Annotated in this window: 18 protein-coding genes; 4 read left to right on the plus strand and 14 right to left on the minus strand. The window is 61.3% G+C overall.

Features of this window, described 5'->3' with window-relative positions:
- Positions 1–83: 83 nt before the first annotated feature.
- The 3 genes from PI739_RS07790 (at position 84) to hemE (ending at position 6391) form a co-directional block, all read left to right on the plus strand.
- Positions 84–1502, plus strand: coding sequence for an FAD-dependent oxidoreductase (locus PI739_RS07790; RefSeq protein ID WP_010438787.1), 1419 nt, complete (start codon positions 84–86; stop codon positions 1500–1502).
- A 424-nt stretch (positions 1503–1926) separates the two neighbouring features.
- Positions 1927–5187: a dermonecrotic toxin domain-containing protein gene (locus tag PI739_RS07795; RefSeq protein ID WP_054081261.1), complete on the plus strand. Its 3261-nt coding sequence runs from the start codon at positions 1927–1929 to the stop codon at positions 5185–5187.
- 139 nt (positions 5188–5326) lie between these two features.
- The gene (gene hemE, locus PI739_RS07800) at positions 5327–6391 is read left to right on the plus strand and encodes a uroporphyrinogen decarboxylase (RefSeq protein WP_003366016.1); all 1065 of its coding nucleotides are present in this window, start codon (positions 5327–5329) and stop codon (positions 6389–6391) included.
- A gap of 60 nt (positions 6392–6451) precedes the next feature.
- On the opposite strand, the gene PI739_RS07805 is transcribed toward hemE, so the two are convergent.
- From PI739_RS07805 to PI739_RS07820, 4 genes are all read right to left on the minus strand, one after another.
- Positions 6452–7927, minus strand: coding sequence for an N-acyl-D-amino-acid deacylase family protein (locus tag PI739_RS07805; RefSeq protein WP_054081262.1), 1476 nt, complete (start codon positions 7925–7927; stop codon positions 6452–6454).
- Between the two features lie 3 nt (positions 7928–7930).
- The gene (locus PI739_RS07810; protein WP_003432135.1) at positions 7931–8791 is read right to left on the minus strand and encodes a MurR/RpiR family transcriptional regulator; all 861 of its coding nucleotides are present in this window, start codon (positions 8789–8791) and stop codon (positions 7931–7933) included.
- A complete protein-coding gene (locus tag PI739_RS07815) occupies positions 8792–10141 on the minus strand; it encodes a GntP family permease (RefSeq protein WP_054081263.1) in 1350 nt (449 codons plus the stop codon). It abuts the gene before it with no gap.
- A 290-nt stretch (positions 10142–10431) separates the two neighbouring features.
- On the minus strand, positions 10432–11700 hold the full coding sequence (locus PI739_RS07820; RefSeq protein WP_074806878.1) for an MFS transporter: 1269 nt from the start codon (positions 11698–11700) through the stop codon (positions 10432–10434).
- A 115-nt stretch (positions 11701–11815) separates the two neighbouring features.
- Between PI739_RS07820 and PI739_RS07825 the strand changes: the two genes are divergently transcribed.
- Positions 11816–12706, plus strand: coding sequence for a LysR family transcriptional regulator (locus PI739_RS07825; RefSeq protein WP_003316669.1), 891 nt, complete (start codon positions 11816–11818; stop codon positions 12704–12706).
- A 724-nt stretch (positions 12707–13430) separates the two neighbouring features.
- Here the strand turns inward: PI739_RS07825 and PI739_RS07830 are convergent.
- The 10 genes from PI739_RS07830 to PI739_RS07875 are packed head-to-tail and all read right to left on the minus strand — an operon-like array spanning position 13431 to position 22946.
- On the minus strand, positions 13431–14657 hold the full coding sequence (locus tag PI739_RS07830; protein ID WP_054081264.1) for a beta-ketoacyl-ACP synthase: 1227 nt from the start codon (positions 14655–14657) through the stop codon (positions 13431–13433).
- Entirely contained in the window at positions 14657–15385 is a 729-nt protein-coding gene (fabG, locus tag PI739_RS07835; protein WP_003432130.1) for a 3-oxoacyl-ACP reductase FabG, read from the minus strand. The genes PI739_RS07830 and fabG overlap by 1 nt, the downstream gene beginning before the upstream one ends.
- Entirely contained in the window at positions 15382–15837 is a 456-nt protein-coding gene (locus PI739_RS07840) for a hotdog family protein (protein ID WP_003366036.1), read from the minus strand. Before PI739_RS07840 ends, fabG begins: the two co-directional genes overlap by 4 nt.
- Complete coding sequence (locus tag PI739_RS07845) at positions 15834–17030, minus strand: beta-ketoacyl-[acyl-carrier-protein] synthase family protein (RefSeq protein ID WP_058397758.1); 1197 nt, start codon at positions 17028–17030, stop codon at positions 15834–15836. Before PI739_RS07845 ends, PI739_RS07840 begins: the two co-directional genes overlap by 4 nt.
- Positions 17027–17509 (minus strand): hypothetical protein, encoded by a 483-nt coding sequence (locus PI739_RS07850; RefSeq protein ID WP_058397757.1) that lies wholly within the window; start codon positions 17507–17509, stop codon positions 17027–17029. Before PI739_RS07850 ends, PI739_RS07845 begins: the two co-directional genes overlap by 4 nt.
- Positions 17506–18240, minus strand: a complete 735-nt coding sequence (locus tag PI739_RS07855; protein WP_058397756.1) for a class I SAM-dependent methyltransferase — start codon at positions 18238–18240, stop codon at positions 17506–17508. The genes PI739_RS07850 and PI739_RS07855 overlap by 4 nt, the downstream gene beginning before the upstream one ends.
- Complete coding sequence (locus PI739_RS07860) at positions 18237–19484, minus strand: NAD(P)/FAD-dependent oxidoreductase (RefSeq protein WP_003432124.1); 1248 nt, start codon at positions 19482–19484, stop codon at positions 18237–18239. Before PI739_RS07860 ends, PI739_RS07855 begins: the two co-directional genes overlap by 4 nt.
- 54 nt (positions 19485–19538) lie before the next feature.
- Positions 19539–21902: an MMPL family transporter gene (locus PI739_RS07865; RefSeq protein WP_054081269.1), complete on the minus strand. Its 2364-nt coding sequence runs from the start codon at positions 21900–21902 to the stop codon at positions 19539–19541.
- Positions 21886–22500, minus strand: a complete 615-nt coding sequence (locus PI739_RS07870) for an outer membrane lipoprotein carrier protein LolA (RefSeq protein WP_003432120.1) — start codon at positions 22498–22500, stop codon at positions 21886–21888. The genes PI739_RS07865 and PI739_RS07870 overlap by 17 nt, the downstream gene beginning before the upstream one ends.
- Entirely contained in the window at positions 22497–22946 is a 450-nt protein-coding gene (locus tag PI739_RS07875; RefSeq protein ID WP_271351661.1) for an acyl-CoA thioesterase, read from the minus strand. The genes PI739_RS07870 and PI739_RS07875 overlap by 4 nt, the downstream gene beginning before the upstream one ends.
- Positions 22947–22974 lie beyond the last annotated feature (28 nt).

Consider the following 22974-nt stretch of genomic DNA (forward strand, 5'->3'; position numbering starts at 1 on the left):
CAGCAGTGCGCCAATTGCCTGCGATCATGATTCCCGCAGCTTCAGGCTTGTAACCTGAAGCTGCTGCAAAGAGGCTCCAGAGAATGGCTGAACGTCTCAGTAACGACTTCCAGTTCATCGACGTCGGACGTAAAGACCCGAAGAAGAAACTGCTGCGTCAACGCAAGAAAGAGTTCGTGGAAATCTACGAGCCTTTCAAGCCCCAGCAGTCTGCCGATCAGGCGCACCGCTGCCTGGGCTGCGGCAACCCGTACTGCGAATGGAAGTGCCCGGTGCACAACTTCATTCCCAACTGGCTCAAGCTGGTCGCCGAGGGCAATATCCTCGCGGCTGCGGAATTGTCGCACCAGACCAACACCCTGCCGGAAGTCTGCGGCCGCGTGTGCCCGCAGGATCGCCTGTGTGAAGGTGCCTGCACACTGAACGACGGTTTCGGTGCGGTGACCATCGGTTCGGTCGAGAAGTACATCACCGACACTGCTTTCGCGATGGGCTGGCGTCCGGACATGTCCAAAGTCGTGCCCACCGGCAAGCGCGTCGCGATCATCGGCGCAGGGCCTGCGGGCCTGGGCTGTGCCGACGTGCTGGTGCGTGGCGGCGTGACCCCGGTGGTGTTCGACAAGAACCCGGAAATCGGCGGTCTGCTGACCTTCGGCATCCCGGAATTCAAGCTGGAGAAATCCGTGCTGAGCCATCGCCGTGAAGTGTTCACCGGCATGGGCATCGAATTCCGGCTAAATACCGAAGTCGGCAAGGATGTCACCATCGATCAACTGCTCGAAGAATACGATGCGGTGTTCATGGGTATGGGCACCTACACCTACATGAAAGGCGGCTTCCCCGGTGAGGATCTGCCGGGTGTGCACGATGCGCTCGACTTCCTGATTGCCAACGTCAACCGCAACCTGGGCTTCGAAAAGGCGCCGGAAGACTTCGTCGACATGAAGGGCAAGCGGGTCGTGGTTCTGGGCGGTGGTGACACGGCGATGGACTGCAACCGCACCTCGATCCGCCAGGGCGCCAAGTCAGTGACCTGCGCCTACCGCCGCGACGAAGAAAACATGCCTGGCTCGCGCAAGGAAGTGAAAAACGCCAAGGAAGAAGGCGTGAAGTTCCTCTACAACCGTCAGCCTATCGCCATCATCGGCGAGGGCAAGGTTGAAGGCGTGAAAGTGGTCGAGACGCGCCTGGGCGAACCGGATGCCCGTGGTCGTCGCAGTCCCGAGCCGATTCCGGGCTCCGAAGAGATCATCCCGGCAGAAGCCGTGGTCATCGCCTTCGGCTTCCGCCCAAGCCCGGCGCCATGGTTCGAGCAGTTCACCATCAGCACCGACAGCCAGGGCCGTGTCGTGGCCCCGGAACAGGCACAGTACAAGCACCAGACCAGCAACCCGAAGATATTCGCCGGTGGCGACATGGTGCGCGGCTCCGACCTGGTGGTGACCGCTATCTTCGAAGGCCGTAATGCGGCTGAAGGGATTCTGGATTACCTGGGCGTCTGAGTCTGGTGTTGCCGGGGTGTGTCGTTACTGACGCGCACCCCGACAACAAGCGTCTACCCTTCGTATGCACTGTGCCAATGTCTCTGACATCCCGCCCGGCACTTACTCTCTGGACTCGGTGTAACTCGCTCAGGAAGAGCGCTTCCACCGGGGAAGGCAGTGATGAATAGTCGTTTTTGCCTGTTTCCTGCGCTTTGAATGCGTCAGGCGCGTGTGCGCTCGACGTGGCGGGTTTGAGATCTTCTGAAACAACCCCGATTCTCCGATCACGACCTGTTCGTAAGGGGCGCGATACTCGATTGTTAACGCCTTGTTTCTGCCCTCGGTTTCTGCTTCCGGAAGGCGTTACGCTGTTGCGCTTTCATCGGGATGCCAATTGCCGTGCAGGCACTCCCGCCATCCATGTCGCTATAAGGAAATAGCCATGTTGAAAGCCGCCCCCATGGGCAAACTTGCTCTATCCAAAGAACAGAAACTTCTCGGTCCGGACAGGTTCACGCCCAGTACGGTTGCCGTACGCGAACACCGGGCTCGAGAACGCGCGGACCGGATAATCGACCAATTCATCGGGCGCTTTACAGAGAAGAACTTTTTCCCTGAAGGCGGTGAAGATGCGTTATTCGCCTTGCTGGTTCAGTTGCCTGACTGGCCTGCCGACCTGTCTATCAGGATTCACAACGAAAACGACGAAGTGCTCGCGGTCTTTTTGAAAGGCAGCGATGAAAGCGCCGTTCAAGGCAGCATCGTCCTGATGCAAAACGCCGATGCCTATATCGTTCCGGATGATGTTCCGGTCTCCAATGATGAGCCGTTGCTGCACTGGGTGTTCAGTCAGTTGCCGGCAGGTTCCAGTCTCGGCATGGGTGGCAACTTTCCCGGCAGTCACAGTGATGACGGACGAATCGTTACCCTGCGCGAGCAAATAGCGGGTCTGGCAAATGACCAAAGGCCGCTGTTATTCGATGCACTGGTGGCGGCCGATGAGGGCGCCTCGAAGGGGCAACTGGATACCCGCACACGCAATCCTTTCCTGCCACTGTGGGTTCGTCAGCAGACTCTGCTTTCTGCGGTCCTGAGCGAGCTATGCGCTTTATACCCGGATGTTCCGGCCGGTCGTCTCGAAGGACTGTTGGAGCAGATGCCGCTGACAGAGCAGGAAGAAGCTGACTTTCTGGATAATGTTGTTCTGCCGGAGTCTTTCGACGAGGCGATGAGCATTTCTCTGGATGAGTGGAGCAGCAGTCTGGCTATCGACGGCCTGTCGCGAACGCGGAGCTTCAATACCTACACGGATGAGCTGGCCCGCGAGATCATCAGAGAGTTGCTGACTGCCGAATCGGGGCGAGAGCTGGTGATCTTCGAACCCGGCGAGAGCGAGTATTTTCCGGAAGACCCTGACGATACCCGTATCGTTCTGCTGCATGACGGCTACGGCAACTACAGTGCTCGGGACACCGAAAGCGGCGGGTTTTTCTCATTCAAGCCGGGTACCGACAGCTTCTATCTTGCGATCAGTTCGCAACTGAAAGCCGAAGAGCGTTTTGCGCTGGGCATGCAGTTCGAGCAGGATGTGAAAGGCATTCGCGACGTTCTGACCCGGCGTGCCATTGAGAAAAATCGCGGCTGGTTCGACCCTGAGCAACCCACTGAAATCGAAAACGATTGTCTGCCTGACTGGTTCGCGAACGCGACCGATGTCGAAAAACAAAGCTGGAAAGTGGCGGTGCAGGACTACAGCCAGGCGTTGCTCGAAGCCCAGGCACCTGACCTGCCGGATCCTTCCGTTTACGGACAGCCTGACCGGTTGCGTAACTACGCGCGGGGAAAACTGCAAGAGCGAATTTTGCTCGACCACGGCATTACAGTGGATCCTGACCGCATCAGCGTTCATACCACCAGCGTCGAGATTGATCCGGGCATCGGCATTGATATCGATTATGAATATGTCGGCCCTTCCGAGCTGGAGCCGCATTACGAAACGCAAGAGCGCAGCCTTACAGATCTGTCGCTGGAAAACATTGCACTCACCAATATCAACTTTCTACTCACCGGTCGCGCGTTTGACGATCAGGGGCAACTGCTCAGTTTCCTCAACGCCGGTTATCTGTTCGGCCTGATTCGTGAGCTGAACATTGGTGAAGATTACTCAAGGTACCTCAGCATAGTCCTGTCCACGTCGGCGGCAGGACAATGGCACCGTGAGCGTTATGCACGCGTCATGCGCGCACAAATGCGCCTCGACGCGATCGAAGCGAAAATGGCGGGAGACTTTCTGGGCGATGGCGGGCTTCCTCCCGAGCTGGCGAACAGAGGCTACAAATGGGTTGCCGCTGTGCTCGATCACCCAGTTGACAGTGATGATCGCGCGACGGTGGAGGGGCATCGTATTCAGGTCAGCCAGTTATCCATCAATGGCGTGTCATTGAGTGGTGTATTGGTGATCGGCACCGAGTCGCGCGCCAGCGTCGCCAACGTGGTGGTTTTTACCCCGCAGGCTCCTGACGGCATGTGCTTCCGGGAAATGAGCGATACGCAGGAGTTCCGGCAGCGGATATTGCTTGAGCCCGAATTGCTGAACTACCTGGTGAGCAGGGCACCTTTGGCCTCACAGGCCGATGTCAGGCAGGTACTGACCGCTGGCCGTGACACGCTGTTCATGGAACTGCAGCCGTGTACCGGGAGTTTTCTTGAGGTGGTCTATGAGTCTGAAGTCGCACGGGTCATTTCTGCTGTCGATGAACAGACCAATACCAACTGGGAAACCTATTGGGAAAGTGCCTGGGAAATCACCAAAACCGTTGGCGACATCCTCCTCACCTTCACACCTTTTAAAGTGCAACTGCCGATCGCTGCCCTTCGCAGTTTTTACGCTATCTGGCAGGGCGTTGGAAAGAAGTCCAGCGAACAGGGGAGTGCCCCGTTGTATTTGGTTCAGGCGGCATTGTTGCTGGCCGATGGGCTGACGTTGTCAAAAGGGCGGCGGGTCAGAACATCTTCTACGGCAACGGTTGGCCGCTCTGTGCTCGATCCGAAAACAGCGGTATCCAAAACGCCTGTCGGGCTGAAAGCGCGCAGTGACGGGATTTACCGGAGCATCCATGAGAAGGCTCAAGAAGGTGTACCGAGTCGCTTTTACGCCGTGCAACAGGAAAAAGTCTATGCCGTCAGATACGACTCAGATTGTGCGGCATGGCGGGTTATTGATTCGCGGCGACCGGATGCGTATTACCAACTGCCGATCCAGCTCGACGATCAAGGTGTCTGGGTACACGCGTCGGCCGGTTTGCGCGGTGGCGGCAGACACCGGATAACCAAGCTGCCCACGGAAACAGGGAACGGTACGGATACACCGGGCAAGAGTGCTGGAAAACTCAGGTACAAAATACACATGAGTGATTTTTTCAACGCTGCCGAATTCAAAAGAGCGGATAAGGAGATACAGGCCAAAGACCTGGAAGCCTCAGTCAAGAATGCTGTTGAGAAGTACGTTCTTGATGGCGCCGCTCACCTGCATAGATGGAAACCCACTGCAAAAAATAAACTGGATAAAAACGCAAAGTTTTTTTTCCTGGACTTGCCCTCCATTGGCGATAGCACCGGGAGAGGGGATTGGCGTCTGGTGCTCAAGCGTGTGGAAAAAGGCATGCTCGAGCCTTTCGATATCCTCAACCATAAGCAAATGTGACGGAAATCAGCCGGTTCTGAAGGCGCATGCCCGTGCATAACGACAGCAAATCGGCACGATAGACAAAAGGCACGGCTCTCGCCGTGCCTTTTGCGTCGAGCTCTGAGAAAATGCCGGCACTTTTATTGCGGATGCCGACATGACTGCCCTGAAGAACGACCGTTTCCTTCGCGCTTTGCTCAAGCAACCCGTAGACGTCACGCCGGTATGGATGATGCGTCAGGCAGGTCGCTACCTGCCGGAATACCGCGCCAGCCGCGCCAGTGCCGGGGACTTCATGAGCCTGTGCAAGAACCCGCAGTTCGCCTGTGAAGTCACTTTGCAGCCGCTGGATCGCTACCCGCTGGACGCGGCGATTCTGTTCTCCGACATCCTGACCATTCCCGATGCAATGGGGCAGGGGCTGTACTTCGAAACCGGCGAAGGCCCGCGCTTCAGGAAAACCGTCAGCACGCTGGCCGACATCGAAGCGTTGCCGATCCCCGATGCGCAGCAGGACCTGGGCTACGTGATGGATGCGGTCAGCACCATTCGCCGCGAACTCAACGGTCGCGTACCGCTGATCGGTTTCGCCGGCAGCCCGTGGACGCTGGCGACCTACATGGTCGAGGGCGGTTCGTCAAAAGACTTCCGCAAATCCAAGGCCATGCTCTACGACAACCCGCAAGCGATGCACCTGCTGCTCGACAAGCTGGCGCAGTCAGTGACCTCCTACCTCAATGGCCAGATTCTGGCCGGTGCGCAAGCCGTGCAGATCTTCGACAGCTGGGGCGGCAGCCTGTCTTCGGCGGCGTATCAGGAGTTCTCGCTGGCCTACATGCGCAAGATCGTCAACGGCCTGATTCGCGAAAACGACGGGCGCAAGGTGCCAGTGATCGTGTTCACCAAAGGTGGCGGTCTGTGGCTGGAAAGCATTGCCGACATCGGTGCGGACACCCTCGGGCTGGACTGGACCTGTGACATCGGCGAAGCGCGTCAGCGTGTCGGCAGCAAGGTTTCGCTGCAAGGCAACATGGACCCGACCGTGCTGTACGCCCGCCCGGAAGCCATCCGCCAGGAAGTCGCACGCATCCTTGCCAGCTACGGCAGCGGCACCGGGCACGTCTTCAACCTCGGCCACGGCATCACCCCTGAAGTCGACCCGGCGAATGCCGGCGCGTTCATCAATGCAGTGCACGAGTTGTCGGCGCAGTATCACCAGTAATTGCCGAGCCAACGAGGCGTCGATGCCTCACGACGCATCGATTGATTTAAGCGCCGACGACTACGTCGGCGCTTTTGCATCCGCAAAGCCCTGCCGCAGCGAACCGCTGCGTGGCAGGAATCTACCTTGGCGCTCGCCTTGCGCCTTGCCTTCTGCGTAGCTCAGGCGACCGTTGACCCAGACACCGTCGATGCCCTGCGCCGCTCGCTGAGGGTCTTTGAAATCCGCCACGTCGCGCACGGTTTGCGGGTTGAACAACACCAGATCCGCCCAGTAACCCTCGCGAATAAGGCCGCGTTCGTGCAAGGCGAAGCGCGCGGCTGACAGCCCGGTCATTTTGTGTACGGCGGTGTGCAACGCAAACAGCCCCTTGTCGCGGCTGAAATGCCCAAGCACTCTCGGGAACGCGCCCCACAGGCGCGGATGAGGAAACGGGTCTTCCGGAAGGCCATCGGAGCCGATCATCGCCAGCGGGTGAGACATGATGCGTTCGACGTCGCCCTCATCCATGCCGTAGTACACCGCACCCGCAGGCTGTAACTTGCGTGCGGCGTCCAGCAATGACAGCCCCCAGTCGGCGGCAATGTCCTGCAGATCCCTGCCGCCCTGATCCGGGTGTGGCGTAGACCAGGTGATGGTAATGCGAAATGCGTCAGTCACCTGTTTAAGGTCCAGCGTTGAAGAACTGGCCGCATAGGGATAGCAGTCGCAGCCTACCGGATGGTCCTGCGCGGCCTCTTCCAGGGCCGCCAGCAGTTGCGGGCTGCGTCCCCAGTTGCCGGCACCTGCGCATTTCATGTGCGAGATGATGACCGGTGAGCGCGCATGGCGACCTATATCGAATGCTTCTGCCATGGCCTCAAGCACCGGCTCGAATTCGCTGCGCAGGTGGGTGGTGTAAATCGCGCCGAACGCGCTGAGTTCCTCAGCCAGTTGTTTGACCTCGCTGGTTTCGGCCGAGAACGCCGAAGCGTAGGCAAGGCCGGTCGACAACCCCAGCGCGCCCGCTTCCAGGCTGTCGCGCAACTGCTCGCGCATCGCGGCGATTTCTTCCGGGCTGGCGCTGCGCAACAAGTCATCCATGTGGTTGCTGCGCAAGGCGGTATGGCCGATCAGGGCCGCCACGTTAACGGCGGGCCGGGCGTTTTCAACCGCCGCGCGGTAGTCGGTGAAACGTGGATAGACGAACGCCGCGGCGTCGCCCAGCAGGTTCATCGGGTCGGGCGGATTGCCGCTCAGCGAGACCGGCGCCGCGCTGATCCCGCAGTTGCCGACGATGACGGTCGTCACGCCCTGGCTGATTTTCGGCAGCATCTCGGGTTTGCGGATGACCACCGTATCGTCGTGGGTATGCACATCGATGAATCCGGGGGCCAGCACGCGACCGGCCGCATCGATTTCTTCCCGGGCACTGGAACCGGCCAGACTGCCGATGCGCTGGATGCGCCCTTCGCTGATCGCCACATCGGCGCGTACCCCCGGCGTGTCACTGCCGTCGATGACCAGTGCGTTGCGAATGATCAGGTCATAAAGCATGGTTCAGTCTCCCAGCGGCAGGCCATCTTCACCGCCACGGTATTCATCCAGCGCAAGCTTGATCCGGCGCAGCCGCTCCTGATTGTCTTCAGGGCTCGCCAGCGCCAGTTCAGTGGCCAGCACATCGATGGTCAGCAGCATGCCGTAACGCGCTGCGGTAGGTTTATAGATGAAATTGGTTTCAGCAATTTGCAGCGGCAGCACAACCTCGGCCAGTTGTGCCAACGGTGAGTCAGGCAGCGTGATGGCCAGCACGCGGGCACCGTAGCTGCGGGCCAGGGTCACGGCGTCGAGCAGTTCCGGTGTACGCCCGCTGAGCGAGCAGACAATCAGGCTGTGTTGTGGGCCAAGCGTAGCGGCGACCATGCGCATCATCACCGGGTCGCGGCAGGCGGCCACCGGGTAACCCAGGCGCACCAGCCGGGTTTGCAGTTCCTCGCTGCACAGGCTGGAGCAACCGCCCATGCCGAATGTGTGAATCATGCGTGCGTCGGCGACACAGGCGATGGCGGCGGCAAAGCGTGTTGCATCGAAGCCTGCCAAGTGCTGGCGCAGGGTCGCTTCGATGTCGTCGACGATCCGGGTGAAAAACGCCGACTGCTCCGGCGCCGGTTCAGGATGAAGGAAGCGGCTGCCGACGCCGCTGGCCTGGGCCAATTGCAGGCGCAAATCGCGCAGATCCCGACAACCGATGCTGCGTGCGAAGCGTGACAGCGTCGCACTGCTGACCTCGGCGCGGCTGGCCAGCTCATCCAGACTGGCACTGGCCGCGAAGGCGATATCGCTGAGCAACAGCCTGGCGATTCGTCCCTCTCCCGCGCTGAGGGAATCCTGACGGGCACGTATCTGGTACAGAATGTCCACTCAAAGCACCTGCGACAGGCCCAGCGTCAGGGCAAAAGCGACGACAGAAATCAGCGTCTCCAAGACCGTCCAGGTCTTGAACGTTTGCGCGACGGTCATATTGAAATACTCCTTGATAAGCCAGAAACCACCGTCGTTGACGTGGGAAAAGATCACCGAGCCTGCGCCCGTCGCCAGCACCAGCAATTCGGGGTGCGGGTAACCCAGCCCCAGCGCGACAGGCGCAACAATGCCCGATGCGGTGGTCATTGCTACCGTCGCCGAGCCTGTCGCTACACGCATCAGTGCCGCGAACAACCAGCCCATCAGCAAGGGTGAGAGATGAAAGTCCTGCGCCAGACCAACGATCTGGTTGGTGACACCGCTGTCGACCAGAATACGGTTCAAACCGCCACCGGCACCGACCAGCAACGTGATGCTGGCAGTCGGTGCCAGGCACTCATTGGTGAATTTCAGGATCGAGTCGCGGTTGAAACCCTGAGCGATGCCCAGCGTCCAGAAACTCAACAGGGTGGCCAGCAGCAGGGCGATCACCGAGTTGCCGATGAACAGCAAAAAGCCATTGAACGCACTGCCCGGTGTGCTGATCAGGTTGGCCCAGCCACCCAGCAGCATCAGCACCACCGGCAGCAGAATCGTGGCCATGGTCAGGCCGAAGCTGGGCAGCTTCTGGCGTGGTTCGCGGTCGAGAAACTGCTTGGCCAGCGGGTTTTCAGCTGGCAAGTGGATGCGCGGCACAATGAATTTGGCATACACCGGACCGGCGATGATCGCCGTGGGGATGCCGATCAGGATGGCGTAGAAGAGCGTTTGCCCCACCGACGCCTGATACGCCTGCACCGCGAGCATCGCAGCAGGGTGTGGCGGCACCAGCGCATGCACCACCGAGAGACCGGCGACCATCGGCAGGCCGACCATCAGAATCGACACCCCGACACGCCGGGCCACGGTAAAGGCAATCGGCACCAGCAGAACGAAGCCGACTTCGAAGAACAGTGGCAAGCCCACCAGAAACGCAATGCAGACCATGGCCCAGTGCGCGTTACGTTCACCAAAGCGGTCGATCAGAGTGCGCGCCACCTGCTCGGCGCCGCCAGACTCGGCCATCATCTTGCCAAGCATGGTGCCCAGCGCCACGACCAGCGCGATATGCCCCAGCGTCTTGCCAACCCCCGCTTCATAGGAGGCGACCACGCCACTGGCCGGCATTCCCGCGACCAGGGCCAGACCGACCGAAACAAGCGTAATGACGATAAACGGATTGAGGCGGTAACGCGCGATCAGCACGATCAAGGCGATGATGGCGACAGCGGCGTAGACCAACAGCGAAATACCGGGAGACGGCGACATAGCGGCGGTTCCTTGCAGAATGGGTAGGCGAGAGCGCAATACCGACAGCTGAAGCCGTCAGCCTGAAGGCGACTCGGGGGTACTCGGCAGGGATGACGCAATAAGGTGGAGCAGGGGCGTTTCAGGGCGATCACAGGTATTCATTGTTTTTATCTCTGCTTTCGTGATGAAAATAAATTACACGAAAACGAAATATAAACAAATATATGAAAATAAATTTCTTGGAAGGGGTTAGGTGGCTGATGGGAGTGCCATTGCGTCCCCCCCATCCGCCTGCGTCTGCCGGGTGACTAAACCTTCGCCCCCAGCGGCTGCAACCTTGCCAGCCGCAGCGCTACCCCGAGGGCGATCAGCAGCAACACGCCGATAAACAGCCCGATGCCGTTCCATCCCGCGTAGTGCCAGAATACGCCGCCGCCGGTTCCGGCTACGCTCGAGCCTGCGTAGTAACAGAACAGGTACAGGGACGCGGCCTGGCCTCTGGCGGTGGTGGCCCTGCGTCCGACCCAGCTGCTGGCCACCGAATGTGCGCCGAAGAAGCCGAAAGTGAAGATCAGTACGCCGACGATCACCAGCGGCAGCGGGGTGAACAGGGTCAGCAGCAGGCCGGCCAGCATCATCACGATCACGGCCCAGAGCACCTGTCGGCGGCCAAGGCGGTCAGCCAGCGAGCCGATCTTTGCCGAGCTGTAGATGCCCGACAGGTACACCACGGAAAACACCCCGACCACGGCCTGGCTCAGGTTGTAGGGTGCGCTCAGAAAGCGGTAGGCGATGTAGTTGAACAGCGTGACGAATGCGCCCATCAGCAGAAAGCCGGTCAGAAACAGCAGCGGCAAGCCTGCATCGCGAAACTGCACCACAAACCCGTCGAGCAGACTGCGAGGGTGCAGCGAGCGCGGGCGGAAGTTGCGTGACGCCGGCAGGATCCTCCAGAACACCGCTGCGGCGATCAGCGCCAGCCCGCCAACTACCAGCATTGCCGCATGCCAGCTGACATAGTCGATCATCACCCCGACGATCAGCCTTCCGCTCATACCACCGACGGCGCTGCCGCCGATATACAGCCCCATCGCCAGACCCAGATGGGTGGGGTGGATCTCCTCGCTCAGGTAGGTCATCGCCACTGCGGCCAGGCCGCTCAGTGACAGGCCTACCAGGGCGCGGGTAATCAGTACGCCCTCCCAACTGGGCATCAAGGCGCTGGCGATGGTGAACAGCGACGCACAGAACAGCGCCATGACCATCACCGGCTTGCGCCCCAGCCGATCGGATATCGGCCCGGTGATCAGCAGGCCGATGGCGAGCATTGCCGTGGCGACGGACAGGATCAGGCTGCTTTGTGCCGCCGTCAGGGAGAACTCGTTGGACAGCGTCGGCATCATCGGCTGAACGCAGTACAGCAGGGTAAAGGTCGAAAACCCGCCAGCGAACAGCGCCAGAGCAGTGCGTTTGAAAAGCGGCGTGTTCTTTTCGATGTAGGTATCGCCGGGCAGTGTCGACGACTGTACGGACGGGGTGTTCAGGTCTGGGGTGGGCGGGGCGACGGCAGGGTTCACAAAGACCTCAGGGCACGATTGAGCAGGCGATGAAAAAATCATATAGCTCGCTAATCATTCCATCCAATATATTGTTCGACCTGTTTGATAGGTAAAACGACTTAATGGAGGCCGCATGGAATTGCGTCATCTGCGTTACTTCATCGCGGTTGCCGAAGAGCTGCATTTTGGCCGCGCCGCGCAGGCGCTGGGTATTTCGCAACCGCCGCTCAGCCAGCAGATTCAGACGCTGGAGCAGGAACTGGGCACGCGCTTGTTCGAGCGCACCAACCGGCGCGTCGAGTTGAGCGAATCCGGGCGGCTGTTTCTCGACGAAGCACGGCTGGTGCTGGCGCAGGTCGACAAGGCCACTGACGTGGCGCGGCGTGCGCAATTGGGTGAGATCGGCGAGCTGAAGATCGGCTTTACCTCGTCTGCGCCGTTTACGTCGAGCATTCCGCAGGCGATTTTTGCTTTCCGCCAGGCCTACCCGGACGTGCACCTGACCCTGACCGAGATCACCAGTCAGGAAGTGGCGGCAGGTCTTGAAGACAAAACCATTCAGGTCGGCATCATGCGCCCGCTGGCATTGCCCGATTCACTGGTGGTGTTCGAATTGCTCAGTGAACCGCTGGTGGCGATCATGCGTGCCGACCATCCTCTGGCGGCAGAAAGCGAGGAGGGGATCTACATGGCAGCGTTGGCCGCCGAGCCGTTCGTGTTCTTCCCGCGCACCTACGGCAGCGGCATCTACGCGCAAGTCCTGAGCCTGGCGCGCGCCGCAGGGTTCAGCCCGCTGATCACCCAGGAAGCGGGCGAAGTGATGACCATCATCGGCCTGGTTGCAGCAGGATTGGGCGTCACCGTACTGCCTGCGTCCTACCGGCGAATGCGCATCGACGGCGTGGTCTACCGCAACGTCCTCGACCCCGGCGCAACCAGCGCGGTGTGGCTGGTGCAACGCAAGGACGAACAATCGCCCATGGCCAAGGCGTTCACCGAGCTGTTAACGCGCAATGTGGGGTGATTCAAAGGTGCTGATGATAGGACGCAGAGCGTCCAGAACGGCATGCGACGCAGAGCGCCGCACGATAGTTGAGATTCTGGCCGCAGGCCGTGGGAGCGAGCTTGCTCGCGATCTGCCGGGAACCGGCAGTAAGACCGGTGAATGCGGTGGGCCGGGCCGCTGAGCGTCCAGAACGGCATACGAAGCGGAGCGCCGCACGATAGTTGAGATTTTGGCCGCAGGCCGTGGGAGCGAGCTTGCTCGCAATCTGCCGAGAACCGGCAGCAGGACCGGTGCATGCGGTGGGCCGCTGAGCGTCCAGAACGGCATACGACGCAGAGCGCCGCACGATGGTTGAGATTCTGGCCGCAGGCCGTGGGAGCGAGCTTGCTCGCGATCTGCCGGGAACCGGCAGCAAGACCGGTGCATGCGGTGGGCCGGGCCGCTGCGGAGCGCCGCACGATAGTTGAGATTCTGGCCGCAGGCCGTGGGAGCGAGCTTGCTCGCGATCTGCCGGGAACCGGCAGCAGGACCGGTGTATGCGGTGCATCAGGCATGGCCGGGCCGCTTCTCAGCCGGTCATAACCTCCCGAACGTCCTGCGGGCAGCAGCCCTCTCTTGTAGGCATGTTGATACCTAAAGATCGGACGCAGAGCGACCAGAACTGCATTCCCACGCAGGAGGGTGGGAACGACAAGTGTGTGGACTGGAGCATGAGGAGCGGCAGGCGTCTCAGAGAACACCCTTAGCGCCAACGCCTGAAGATCAGCGAGGTGTTCACGCCGCCAAATGCGAAGTTGTTGTTCATCACGTATTCGTTGCTCATGTGCCTTGGTTCGCCGACGATGTAGTCCAGTTCACCGCACTGTGGGTCGATGTCGACCAGGTTGAGCGTATGGATATAGCGATCGCTGTTGAGCATTTCGATGCTGAACCATGACTCCAGCGCGCCGCACGCTCCCAGCGTGTGGCCGAGGAAGCTTTTCTGCGAGCTGAGCGGCATGCGCGGGCCGAACAGGCTGCTGGTGGCCAGGGTCTCGGCGATGTCGCCCTGTTCGGTGGCGGTGCCGTGGCCGTTGACGTAACCGATGGCGTCGGGCGGCAGGTTGGCGTCTTCGAGGGCCAGCTCCATCGCGCGGCGCATGGTGGCCTGCTCGGGGCGAGTGCTGTGCGCGCCGTCGGCGTTGCTGCCGAAGCCGACGATCTCGGCGTAGATGTGCGCGCCACGTGCCTGGGCATGCTCAAGCTCTTCAAGCACCAGCATGCCGCCGCCTTCGCCGATCACCAGGCCGTCGCGTCCGCTGTCGTAGGGGCGTGGCGTGCTGTGGGGCGCATCATTCTTGAGGCTGGTGGCGTACAGTGCGTCGAACACCATGGCCTCGGTCGGGCACAGCTCTTCAGCCCCGCCCGCCAGCATCAGCGGCAGACGGCCGAACTTGATCGCCTCGTAGGCATAGCCGATGCCCTGACTGCCACTGGTACAGGCGCTGGAGGTCGGAATCAGGCGTCCGGTCAGGCCGAAGAAAATGCTGATGTTGGCAGCGGTGGTGTGCGGCATCATGCGCACGTAGGAGTTGGCGTTCAGGCCCACAGCCACCGAGTTGATCAACATGTTGCCGAAAGCCTTGATCTCGTCGGTGCTGCCGGTGGACGAGCCGCAGGCCGTGCCCATGCGGCCATCGCGAATGATCGGGTCATTCAGCAGCCCGGCGTCGATCAGGGCCTGCTCCGCAGCCGCCACGGCCAGACGGGACACGCGGCCCATGCTGCGCAGTTGCTTGCGCGTCCAGTGCCCCGGCACGACGAAATCGTTGATAGGGCCAGCCAGGCGGGTATTGAGCTCGGCAAAACGGTTCCACTCGTCCATCCGGCGAATGCCGCTGCGATTGGCCGTGAAGCTGGCATCGATAGTCGGCCAGTCGCTGCCCACCGAAGTGATGCCGGACATGCCGGTCACTACCACACGCTTCATCAGCACAGTCCCCCGTTGACGGCCAGAACCTGACGAGTGATGTAGCTCGCTTCGGCCGACATCAGAAAATTCACGGCCCCCGCCACTTCCTCGGGCGTGCCCATGCGTTGTGCCGGAATCATTTTCATCAGTTCGTCAACGGGCACGTTCTCGTCGAGCATGGCCGTATCGATCAGCCCCGGCGCGACGCAGTTGACGGTGATCTTGCGTTTGCCCAGTTCGATGGCCAGCGCCTTGGCGGCACCGATCAGCCCTGCCTTGGAAGCGCTGTAATTGACCTGGCCGCGATTGCCGATCAGCCCTGAAACCGAGGTGATGCAGACGATGCGCCCTGCTGCACGACGGCGAATCATCGGCATCGTCAACGGGTGCAGGACATTATAGAAACCGTCCAGGTTAGTACGCAGCACCTGATCCCAGTCATCGTCGCTCAGCGCCGGAAACGCGCCGTCGCGGGTCAGCCCGGCGTTGAGTACCACGCCGTAATAGGCGCCATGCGTCTCCACATCCTGTTCCAGAATTGCCTTGCAGGCGGCACGGTCCGAGACATCGAATTGCAGCACGCGTGCCTGACGGCCCAGCGCAACGACTTCGGTCTGCACGGCTTCGGCTTCGCTGCGGCCGGTGCGGCAATGCAGGATCAGGTCGTATCCGGCCTGCGCCAGACGCAGGGCGATGGCGCGGCCGATGCCACGGCTGGAGCCGGTGACCAGTATCGATTCAGTCATGCCGGGGCTCCTTCAGCCAGGTAGTCAGCAGTGTTGGGCGGGCAATATACATTGAGTCGGGCAAAAGCCTCGATACCCGGGCCGGTGAGGGTGCATTCGAACATGCCCATGCCGTTGTCGTCCTGCAGGGAGCGCACGGCATGGATGTGCAGTTCACTGCCCAGTGGGAAGCGTGTCACGTTGCAATCGAACTTGCGGCTGCCAAGCAGAAAACCCAGCTTGACCGCTTCGCCGTTGTTGCGCGCCTTGCAACCGGCATAGGCCGCGACGCTCTGCGCCATCAGCTCTATGCCCAGCCATGCGGGCAGGCTGCCGTCGGCTTGATTGAACAGGCCGTCGGCGCGTACGGTCAGGCAGGTTCGAATCTGTTCTTCGTCAAAGCTCAGCACCTGATCGATAAGGATCATGTCGCCGGCATGGGGGATGAGTTCGGCGAGCGGCCACTCGGTCATGGGGCATCTCCGATAATCAGGCTGATGTTGTTGCCACCGAAGGCAAACGAATTGCTCATCATGTAACGAGCGCTTTCAGGTGTCAGGCGCGAGCCTGCGTGTGTCCATTGCAGCGCAGGCAGCAGTGGATCGGCCTCGCTGTCCCACAGGTGCGGGGGCAGGGCCCGTTCGGCATTCTGCGGTGCCAGGCTCAGCCAGCAAAACGCCGCTTCCAGCGCGCCCGCTGCGCCCAGGGTGTGGCCGCTGAGCGGTTTGGTCGAGGAGCAGGGCACGCCGTTCGGAAATACGCCCTGCACGGCCAGGCTCTCCATCGCGTCGTTGTGCGGCGTGGCGGTGCCATGCAGGTTCAGATAACTGATCTGCTCCGCCTCGAGTCGCGCATTGCGCAACGCTTGCAACATTGCATCGCGCGCACCACGGCCGGTGGGTTCGGGGGCCGAGATGTGGTGAGCGTCGCAGCTGGCACCTGCACCCAGCAGGGCAATCGAGTGCCTGCTGTCGGCTTCGCGAGTCATCAGGAACAGTGCGGCCGCCTCGCCGATATTGATCCCGTTGCGGTTGCTGGAGAACGGATTGCAGAGCTGCGGCGACATGGCCTCGAGTGCCGAGAACCCCTGCAGGGTCAGCCTGCACAGGCTGTCGACGCCGCCGCACAGCACGGCATCGCACAGGCCCATGTCCAGCGCCCGCCGCGCACTGAGCAATGCCCGCGAGCTGGAGGTGCAGGCTGTCGAGATGACGTAGGCCGGGCCGCTCAATTGCAGCCAGGCGGCGAGAAAATTTGCCGGTGCGCCCAGTTCCTGCTGCCGATAATCGTAATCGTCGGGGAAGGTCCGCTCGCGCAGCCAGACGGCCATGCTCTCGCTCGCTTCATCGATGCCCGAGGTGCTTGTGCCGATGATCACGCCAATCCGCCCGGCGCCGAAGCGGGTGATGGCCTGGCTGATGTCCTCCTCAATCTGCAGGGCGGCGGCCAGCAGCAGCTGGTTATTGCGGCTGCGATGCAAATGCACGGCCGGCGGAATGGGCGGCAGTGCGGATTTGACCGCACCGACCGGCAACGCACGTTCCGGTACCCAGCCGCTTTCGAACACCATACCCGAGCTGTCACCTGCGAACAGCCTGCGCGACACCTCTTCACGGCTGTCGCCCAGCGAGCAGATCACGCCCAGCGCGTTGAGATAGGCGGTCATGGCAGGCTCTCGTTGTTCAGTGGTGTGACCTTGTAGCTCAGCCTGTCCTTGAGGCGAATAGTGAATGCGTTGGCCGACTGATATTCGACCAGCCAGCGATCGTCCAGGCGTCGCTGCATGCCCTGGCGGTAAGCCGTCGGGTAGCGGCCATGCATTTCCAGGTCCGGGGTCATGGCGAACATCAGCGCAGCGAACAGCTCGCGGGCTTCGGGATTGGGCGGCAGCAAACCGTCGGCTTGCCATTTGCCGTCGATCAGCAACTGGCGCGCCTGGGGAATGCCCAGCGGGTCCATCATCGACCAGCGCAATCCGCCGTTTTCGCGCTGGATGATCAGTAACCAGTCCTGATGCTGATCGGCCTGGCGACGCTCGATGTGCAGCTGCATCGGCAATTGCATGGTCGGTGCGCTGGTCGGCAGCGGGGCTTGTGCCGCACAGCCGCCGAGCAGCAGGAAGGCTAAAAACAGTATGCGAATCATGATGCTTCCACTTCCAGGGGTTTGCGGGCCACGACATTGACCAGCGTTTCCTCACGTTGCCCGAACGGCCTGGGCTTTTGCAGTTTCAAGACTTCGAGCAGGCCGAAGTCCCTGGCGCGGCTCCACCACAGGTAAGGGTACGAAACATTCGGTGCATCGAACTCGAAACCCTGGTCGCGGATCATCTGCAGATACTGCGCCGCGCTTTTCTGAACATGCATCGGGTGGCGGAACAGCCAGCGAATTACCCAGGTGTCGATGTACGCCTCGGTCGACTCGGCGAACAGCAGGTAGCCGCCCGGTTTGAGTACCCGGTAAAACTCGGCCAGCGCTTGTTCCTGCTCCACCAGATGATGGAAAGTCTGGTGGCAGAACAGCAAATCGACGCTGGCGTCGGGTACTGGCAGAGCTGCGCAGTCGCTGCCGATCAGCTCGACCTCTACGCCCCTGGCCCGCGCCTCTTCGCGACTCATCTCGAGGCTGTGCGGATCGGCGTCGACACCGATGAGCCTGGACGGCTGAAAAACCTTGTTCAGATGCTGGAACGAGCGGCCTTGCCCGCACCCGGCGTCGAGCAACACCGGCGCAACCGGCGGCGGGCTGGCGAACAGGCTGTGCAAGTCGTCTATCGCCACGCGCAGCACGCGGTACTGCCAGATGTTGCTGCGCAGAAACCACAGGCCGAAGCGGGTTTCCTCGACATAACTGTCACTCAGGAACGGTCGACTCATGAACCACCGTCCGCGCAGATTTCCGAAAGTGTGCGCAGGCGGCGCTTGGGCTCGCTGACAAACGGATTGCGTTCGTCCCAGGCATAACCGGCCAGAATCGAGCTGATCATGCGGCGGATGTCCGGAGCGCTGCCGGGGTAGAAAATCACGCTCTGGAACGTACCGTCATACCAGCCCTCGACATAGGCACGAAAGGTGTCGACGCCACGTTTCAATGGCACCGCGAACTCGCTTTCCCAATCCACGTTTTCGCCCTGCAACTGGCGGCTCAGCACGCCAGCCGCCATGCTCGCCGAACGCATGGCGATGGTCACACCTGACGAAAACACCGGGTCGAGGAATTCCGCCGCATTGCCCAGCAGCGCAAAGCCTTTGCCGTGCAGGGTCTTGACGTTGGCCGAGTAGCCGCCGATGGTTCTCGCTGGCGTATCCCAGACTGCGTTTTTCAGCACGCTGGCCAGTTGCGGTGTTTCATCGATAAAGGCGCGCAGGCAGGCATCCAGATCCTCGGGCTTGTCCTTGAAGCGTTCAGCCGAGGCGACCACGCCTATCGAACAGCGGCCTTCGCTGAACGGGATCGACCAGAACCACACATCGCTGTGCTGCGGATGGATGCTGACGAGAATCTTGCGGCGGTCGAAGGGCGGGCTTTCGATGCGGTCTTCGATATGGGTGAACACCGCCTGGCGCACCGGAAAACCCGACGGCGCTTCCAGATCCAGCAAGCGCGGCAGCACACGGCCATAGCCGCTGGCGTCGAGTACGAAGCTGGCCTGCACGCTGTATTCGCTGCCGTCCTCACGCCTCACACGCAAAACCGGCTGCGGGCCATCGAAGTCGGCGCTGACGATCTCTTCCTGATAGCGGATGTCCACGCCTTGCAGCGCAGCCTGATCGGCGAGCAGTTTGTCGAACTCGCTGCGCTGCACCTGAAAGGTCGTCGGCTTGCCGTTGCTGAACGTATCGCTGAAGTCGAAATCGCTGTATTGCTCGCCACGCGCGAAGGCTGCGCCATTTTTGGGCTGGAAACCGGCGGCCTGCACGGCCTCCAGCATCCCGGCTTCTTCGACGAAGTCCAGGCAGTGGCACAGCAGGCTTTCACCGATGGAGAAGCGCGGAAACAGCTGGCGCTCGACGATCAGCACGTCATGGCCCTGGCGTTTGAGCAGGGCAGCCGCTATTGAACCGGCCGGGCCGGCACCGATGATGACGACCTGACGAATTTCCCTATCAGTGATGGGCACAGGTATTCCTTTTCGGTTGAGCGGTGGCTGGGAGTGACGACAACGCTGCAAGACTCATGCGTGTGGCCCTTCAGCATTGGCTGGCGAATGAAGCGCTTTACGCGGGCTGGCCCAGGGCGCCAGCAGGAAGCTGAACGCCAGCCCCAGACTGACCGACAGGCCGAAGTTGCTGATCGCCGGGGTGCTGGAAACGGCCAGCAGGCCGAACGACAGCCAGGTGGTGACCGCTGCCAGCAGCGTGCCCAGCAGGCTGACTGCCGCGCCGCCTATCTGCTCGCGCATCAGGATGGCGTAATCGACGCTGATCGCCGTGACCAGCAACAGGCCGAACAGGCTGAACAGAGTCAGCGGCTGACCGAGCCAGCCCAGGCTAGCCAGGCTGCACAGGGCCGCCAGCAGGGGCAGGGCGACGATGCGCAACGCACCGCCGAAGCCAAACGGAGCGATCAGCAGCAGGACGATCAGTACGCACGATGCCAGCTTCAATTCCGCTGCGCTGATCTGCGTGTGGGCAAACACCTCGTTGAGCTCACCCAGGCGGTCGACCAGTTGCACGCCCTCCAGTCCGATGGCCTGCACGCGCAGCAACGCCATGCTGTTCATGCCACGCAGGCTGACGATGCTGGCTACCTGAGCGTCGCCTTCGGCATCTTCGCTGGCGCCCAGCCAGAGCGTGCGCCACGGTTCGCTGAGCGGGCCTTGAAGCGCCTGATCAATGTCTTGCGTTGGCAGTGCCTGCAATTGCGCGAGTTCGGTTTTCAGTGCGTTGGCCGGAACGCCAAGCTGTACCAGTGGCTCCCAGTGTTGCGGCAATTTGCCCAGTGCATCACGGGTCAGTTGCTGCTCGGCAGGCGAATCCAGCAACTGGTTGAGCGCCATGTAGCCTTGCAGCTTGTCCATGCTGACCAGTTGGTCGAGCCGTTGGGTCAGTTCGGACTGCCGATCCAGCAACTGCTGTTGGTCCTTGCCGCGCACCAGAAAAAACTGGCTGGTGGGCTGATAACCGGTGATCCGTGCGATGGCCTGGGCTTCATCGGTCAACGCCTGAGGTGCTGCCACCCATTGGCGGATATCGTTCTTGGTGGTCAGGTGCCAGAGTCCGCCGCCACAGAAGACCAACAGCAGCACCAGCAGGATCGGTGTGCTGATGCGCAGCAGCAAGGCGGCGCGGCAATCGAGCATCAATTGCGCCAGTTTCAGCGGCCACTGGGCAGGGCTGATCTCGACTTTTGCGAGCAGCGCGGGCAGCAGGCACACCGCCGTCAGGTAGGCGCCGATCAGGCCGGCCGCCGAGAACACCGCAATTTGCGTGAGTGCCGGAAACGGCGTCCAGGCCAGCGCCAGGTAGCCGATGCAACTGGTGATCAGGCTAAGGCTCAGGCCCGGCAGGGTCAGGCGCAAGGCGGGCCAGCTGCGCCAGGGTTTGAGGCTCCAGCTCTTGGACAGGTAATGCAGCGGGTAATCCACCGCCACCCCGATCAGGCTCGAGCCCAGCACCAGCGTCATGACGTGCATGCTGCCGAATATCGCAACGCAGGCCACCGCGCCGAAGAGCATGCCGACCACCACCGGCACGAATGCCAGCAGCACGCTCCAGCGGCGGAAGGCGAGTAACAGCAACAACAGGATACCGATCGTTGCGCCACCGCCGACCCAGGTGATTTCCCGGCTGGCCTGCTTCTGCCCGTCGGCAGCGTAAAGCAGCCCGCTGGCCGCGAGCAATTGACCACCCGCCTGACTGGCCTGCACCCGCGCTTGCGCCAGCAGGTCCGCGACCTGGCCGGGCAGGTGCATGTCGAAGGCATCGGTTCGGGTTCGCGAACGCAGCAGTACCCAGCTTTTGCCCTCGGCGCTGGCCACCAGCGCGCCACTGGCCAGGTCCGCCTCGACCGAGCCCTGCTTCGGCAGGCCGTTCTGGATACGTCCGGTCAGCCCCAGCCAGTCATCCTGGCCAGGCACCAGGCTGAACCCGGCAAACGGGTCGAACAGCGTCTGTACGCGCTGTTCGATGAAGGTTTTCGGGTCGTCGATCAGCAGTGTGCGGTCCGCTGTCGGCAGCATGGCGATGCGCCCTTGCAGCAACTGGGTGCGCAACGCGGGCAGATCGGCCTGCAGCGACCACTGGACCTTCTCGAACAGGCCGGTCGACTGCCATTGTTCAGCCAGATTGCGTGCCAGTTCGACAGCCTTCTGCCGATCGCTGTGGCCCACCAGCACCAGCATTTCGCGGTTGAGCGGTTCCTGCATGCGCTTTTCGGCGCTCACGACCAGTTCGTCGTTATCGGTGCCCGGCACCAGCTCCATCAGGTTGGCCGACAGCGGCGAGCGGTCGTGCCACTGCCAGCCCGCGAGCGCCAGTACGCCCGCCAGAATCAGCAGGAACAGTCGCGGCAACAGCCGCTCAGTCTTTGAAGTCATTACGCTGCGCATCGGTCAGGGTCGGGGCACTGCTGCTGTCGATCATTTTCAGGACCGTGCTGTCGCCCTGGGTTTCCAGCAGCTCGATACGCTGCACCAGTTCGCCACCGTCGATGTTGATCTGTTTGAACACTTGTTGCAGCAGCATCGAACGCGGCGTCAGGGTGAGGTGCCAGGCATTCGCCTCGCCCTTGAGCTGCAAGTCGAAATCCCGCTGCAGACCGCTACTGTCGCCTTGCAAGACCGCCAGGAACAGACGGTTCTGCTCGGCGCCGGCGTTCTTGTTCGGCACCGGCTTCCAGGTGCTGACATTGCCATCGGCTTCACGACGGGCAATACCGTCGGCATTGATGCGGTAATCCTGTTTGAGCGGTGTTTCCAGCAGCCAGAGCAGCCCGAAATCCCTGGCGAGCACGAAGCGGCCCTTGCTGAGCAGCGGTTGCGGCAGGGCGCGCAGGTGTTTTTCCTGAACGAAACGACCCTGCACCACGGCAGGCTTGGCGAGCTGATCGCTCAGTTGTTGCAGATCGAACGCCTGCGCCAGAGAAGAAAGGCACAGCAGACCCAGCAGAATCAAGGTACGAAGCGGGCGGTTCATGGCGAGGCGCTCTCTATTGTGCTCTCAAGGGCAGTTTTGACGGCATCGATGAACACCTGCGGCGAGGCCAGTTGCATTTCCCGGCTCTGGCTGTCGACGGCGACCTGCACAGTGCTGGCGCGGGTCAGGCGCTCACCGGTGTGTGCATCGGTGATCAGGTAATTGATCTTCAGACGGTTCTCCCACTCCACCAGACTGACGCGCACGTTCAGTGTCTGACCGAACACGGCGCTGCGCACATAGCGCAATTGCAGATCGATCACCGGCCAACCATAACCGGATTCGAGCATCTGCATGTAGTTATGGCCGATATGATCGAGCAGCGCGCAGCGCGCCACTTCGAGGTACTTCACGTAGTGCCCGTGCCAGACGATGTTCATCATGTCGACGTCGAAAAACGGCACGACGATTTCAGTGTCGATGTGCAGGAAACCCTTACTGCGCATGTAACCTCCTGTGGCGATCCGCGCTGAT

It is taken from the genome of Pseudomonas cerasi (assembly GCF_027983475.1).
GTDB classification, from domain to species: domain Bacteria; phylum Pseudomonadota; class Gammaproteobacteria; order Pseudomonadales; family Pseudomonadaceae; genus Aquipseudomonas; species Aquipseudomonas cerasi.

What these genes read in the sequence shown, in the direction of transcription:
- PI739_RS07865 (WP_054081269.1), bottom strand. Translation starts at nt 21,902, where the DNA reads ATGACTTCAAAGACTGAGCGGCTGTTGCCGCGACTGTTCCTGCTGATT.
- PI739_RS07830 (WP_054081264.1), bottom strand. Translation starts at nt 14,657, where the DNA reads ATGAAGCGTGTGGTAGTGACCGGCATGTCCGGCATCACTTCGGTGGGC.
- PI739_RS07840 (WP_003366036.1), bottom strand. Translation starts at nt 15,837, where the DNA reads ATGACCGAGTGGCCGCTCGCCGAACTCATCCCCCATGCCGGCGACATG.
- PI739_RS07875 (WP_271351661.1), bottom strand. Translation starts at nt 22,946, where the DNA reads ATGCGCAGTAAGGGTTTCCTGCACATCGACACTGAAATCGTCGTGCCG.
- PI739_RS07795 (WP_054081261.1), top strand. Translation starts at nt 1,927, where the DNA reads ATGTTGAAAGCCGCCCCCATGGGCAAACTTGCTCTATCCAAAGAACAG.
- PI739_RS07825 (WP_003316669.1), top strand. Translation starts at nt 11,816, where the DNA reads ATGGAATTGCGTCATCTGCGTTACTTCATCGCGGTTGCCGAAGAGCTG.
- PI739_RS07815 (WP_054081263.1), bottom strand. Translation starts at nt 10,141, where the DNA reads ATGTCGCCGTCTCCCGGTATTTCGCTGTTGGTCTACGCCGCTGTCGCC.
- PI739_RS07855 (WP_058397756.1), bottom strand. Translation starts at nt 18,240, where the DNA reads ATGAGTCGACCGTTCCTGAGTGACAGTTATGTCGAGGAAACCCGCTTC.
- fabG (WP_003432130.1), bottom strand. Translation starts at nt 15,385, where the DNA reads ATGACTGAATCGATACTGGTCACCGGCTCCAGCCGTGGCATCGGCCGC.
- PI739_RS07845 (WP_058397758.1), bottom strand. Translation starts at nt 17,030, where the DNA reads ATGACCGCCTATCTCAACGCGCTGGGCGTGATCTGCTCGCTGGGCGAC.
- hemE (WP_003366016.1), top strand. Translation starts at nt 5,327, where the DNA reads ATGACTGCCCTGAAGAACGACCGTTTCCTTCGCGCTTTGCTCAAGCAA.
- PI739_RS07850 (WP_058397757.1), bottom strand. Translation starts at nt 17,509, where the DNA reads ATGATTCGCATACTGTTTTTAGCCTTCCTGCTGCTCGGCGGCTGTGCG.
- PI739_RS07790 (WP_010438787.1), top strand. Translation starts at nt 84, where the DNA reads ATGGCTGAACGTCTCAGTAACGACTTCCAGTTCATCGACGTCGGACGT.
- PI739_RS07870 (WP_003432120.1), bottom strand. Translation starts at nt 22,500, where the DNA reads ATGAACCGCCCGCTTCGTACCTTGATTCTGCTGGGTCTGCTGTGCCTT.
- PI739_RS07805 (WP_054081262.1), bottom strand. Translation starts at nt 7,927, where the DNA reads ATGCTTTATGACCTGATCATTCGCAACGCACTGGTCATCGACGGCAGT.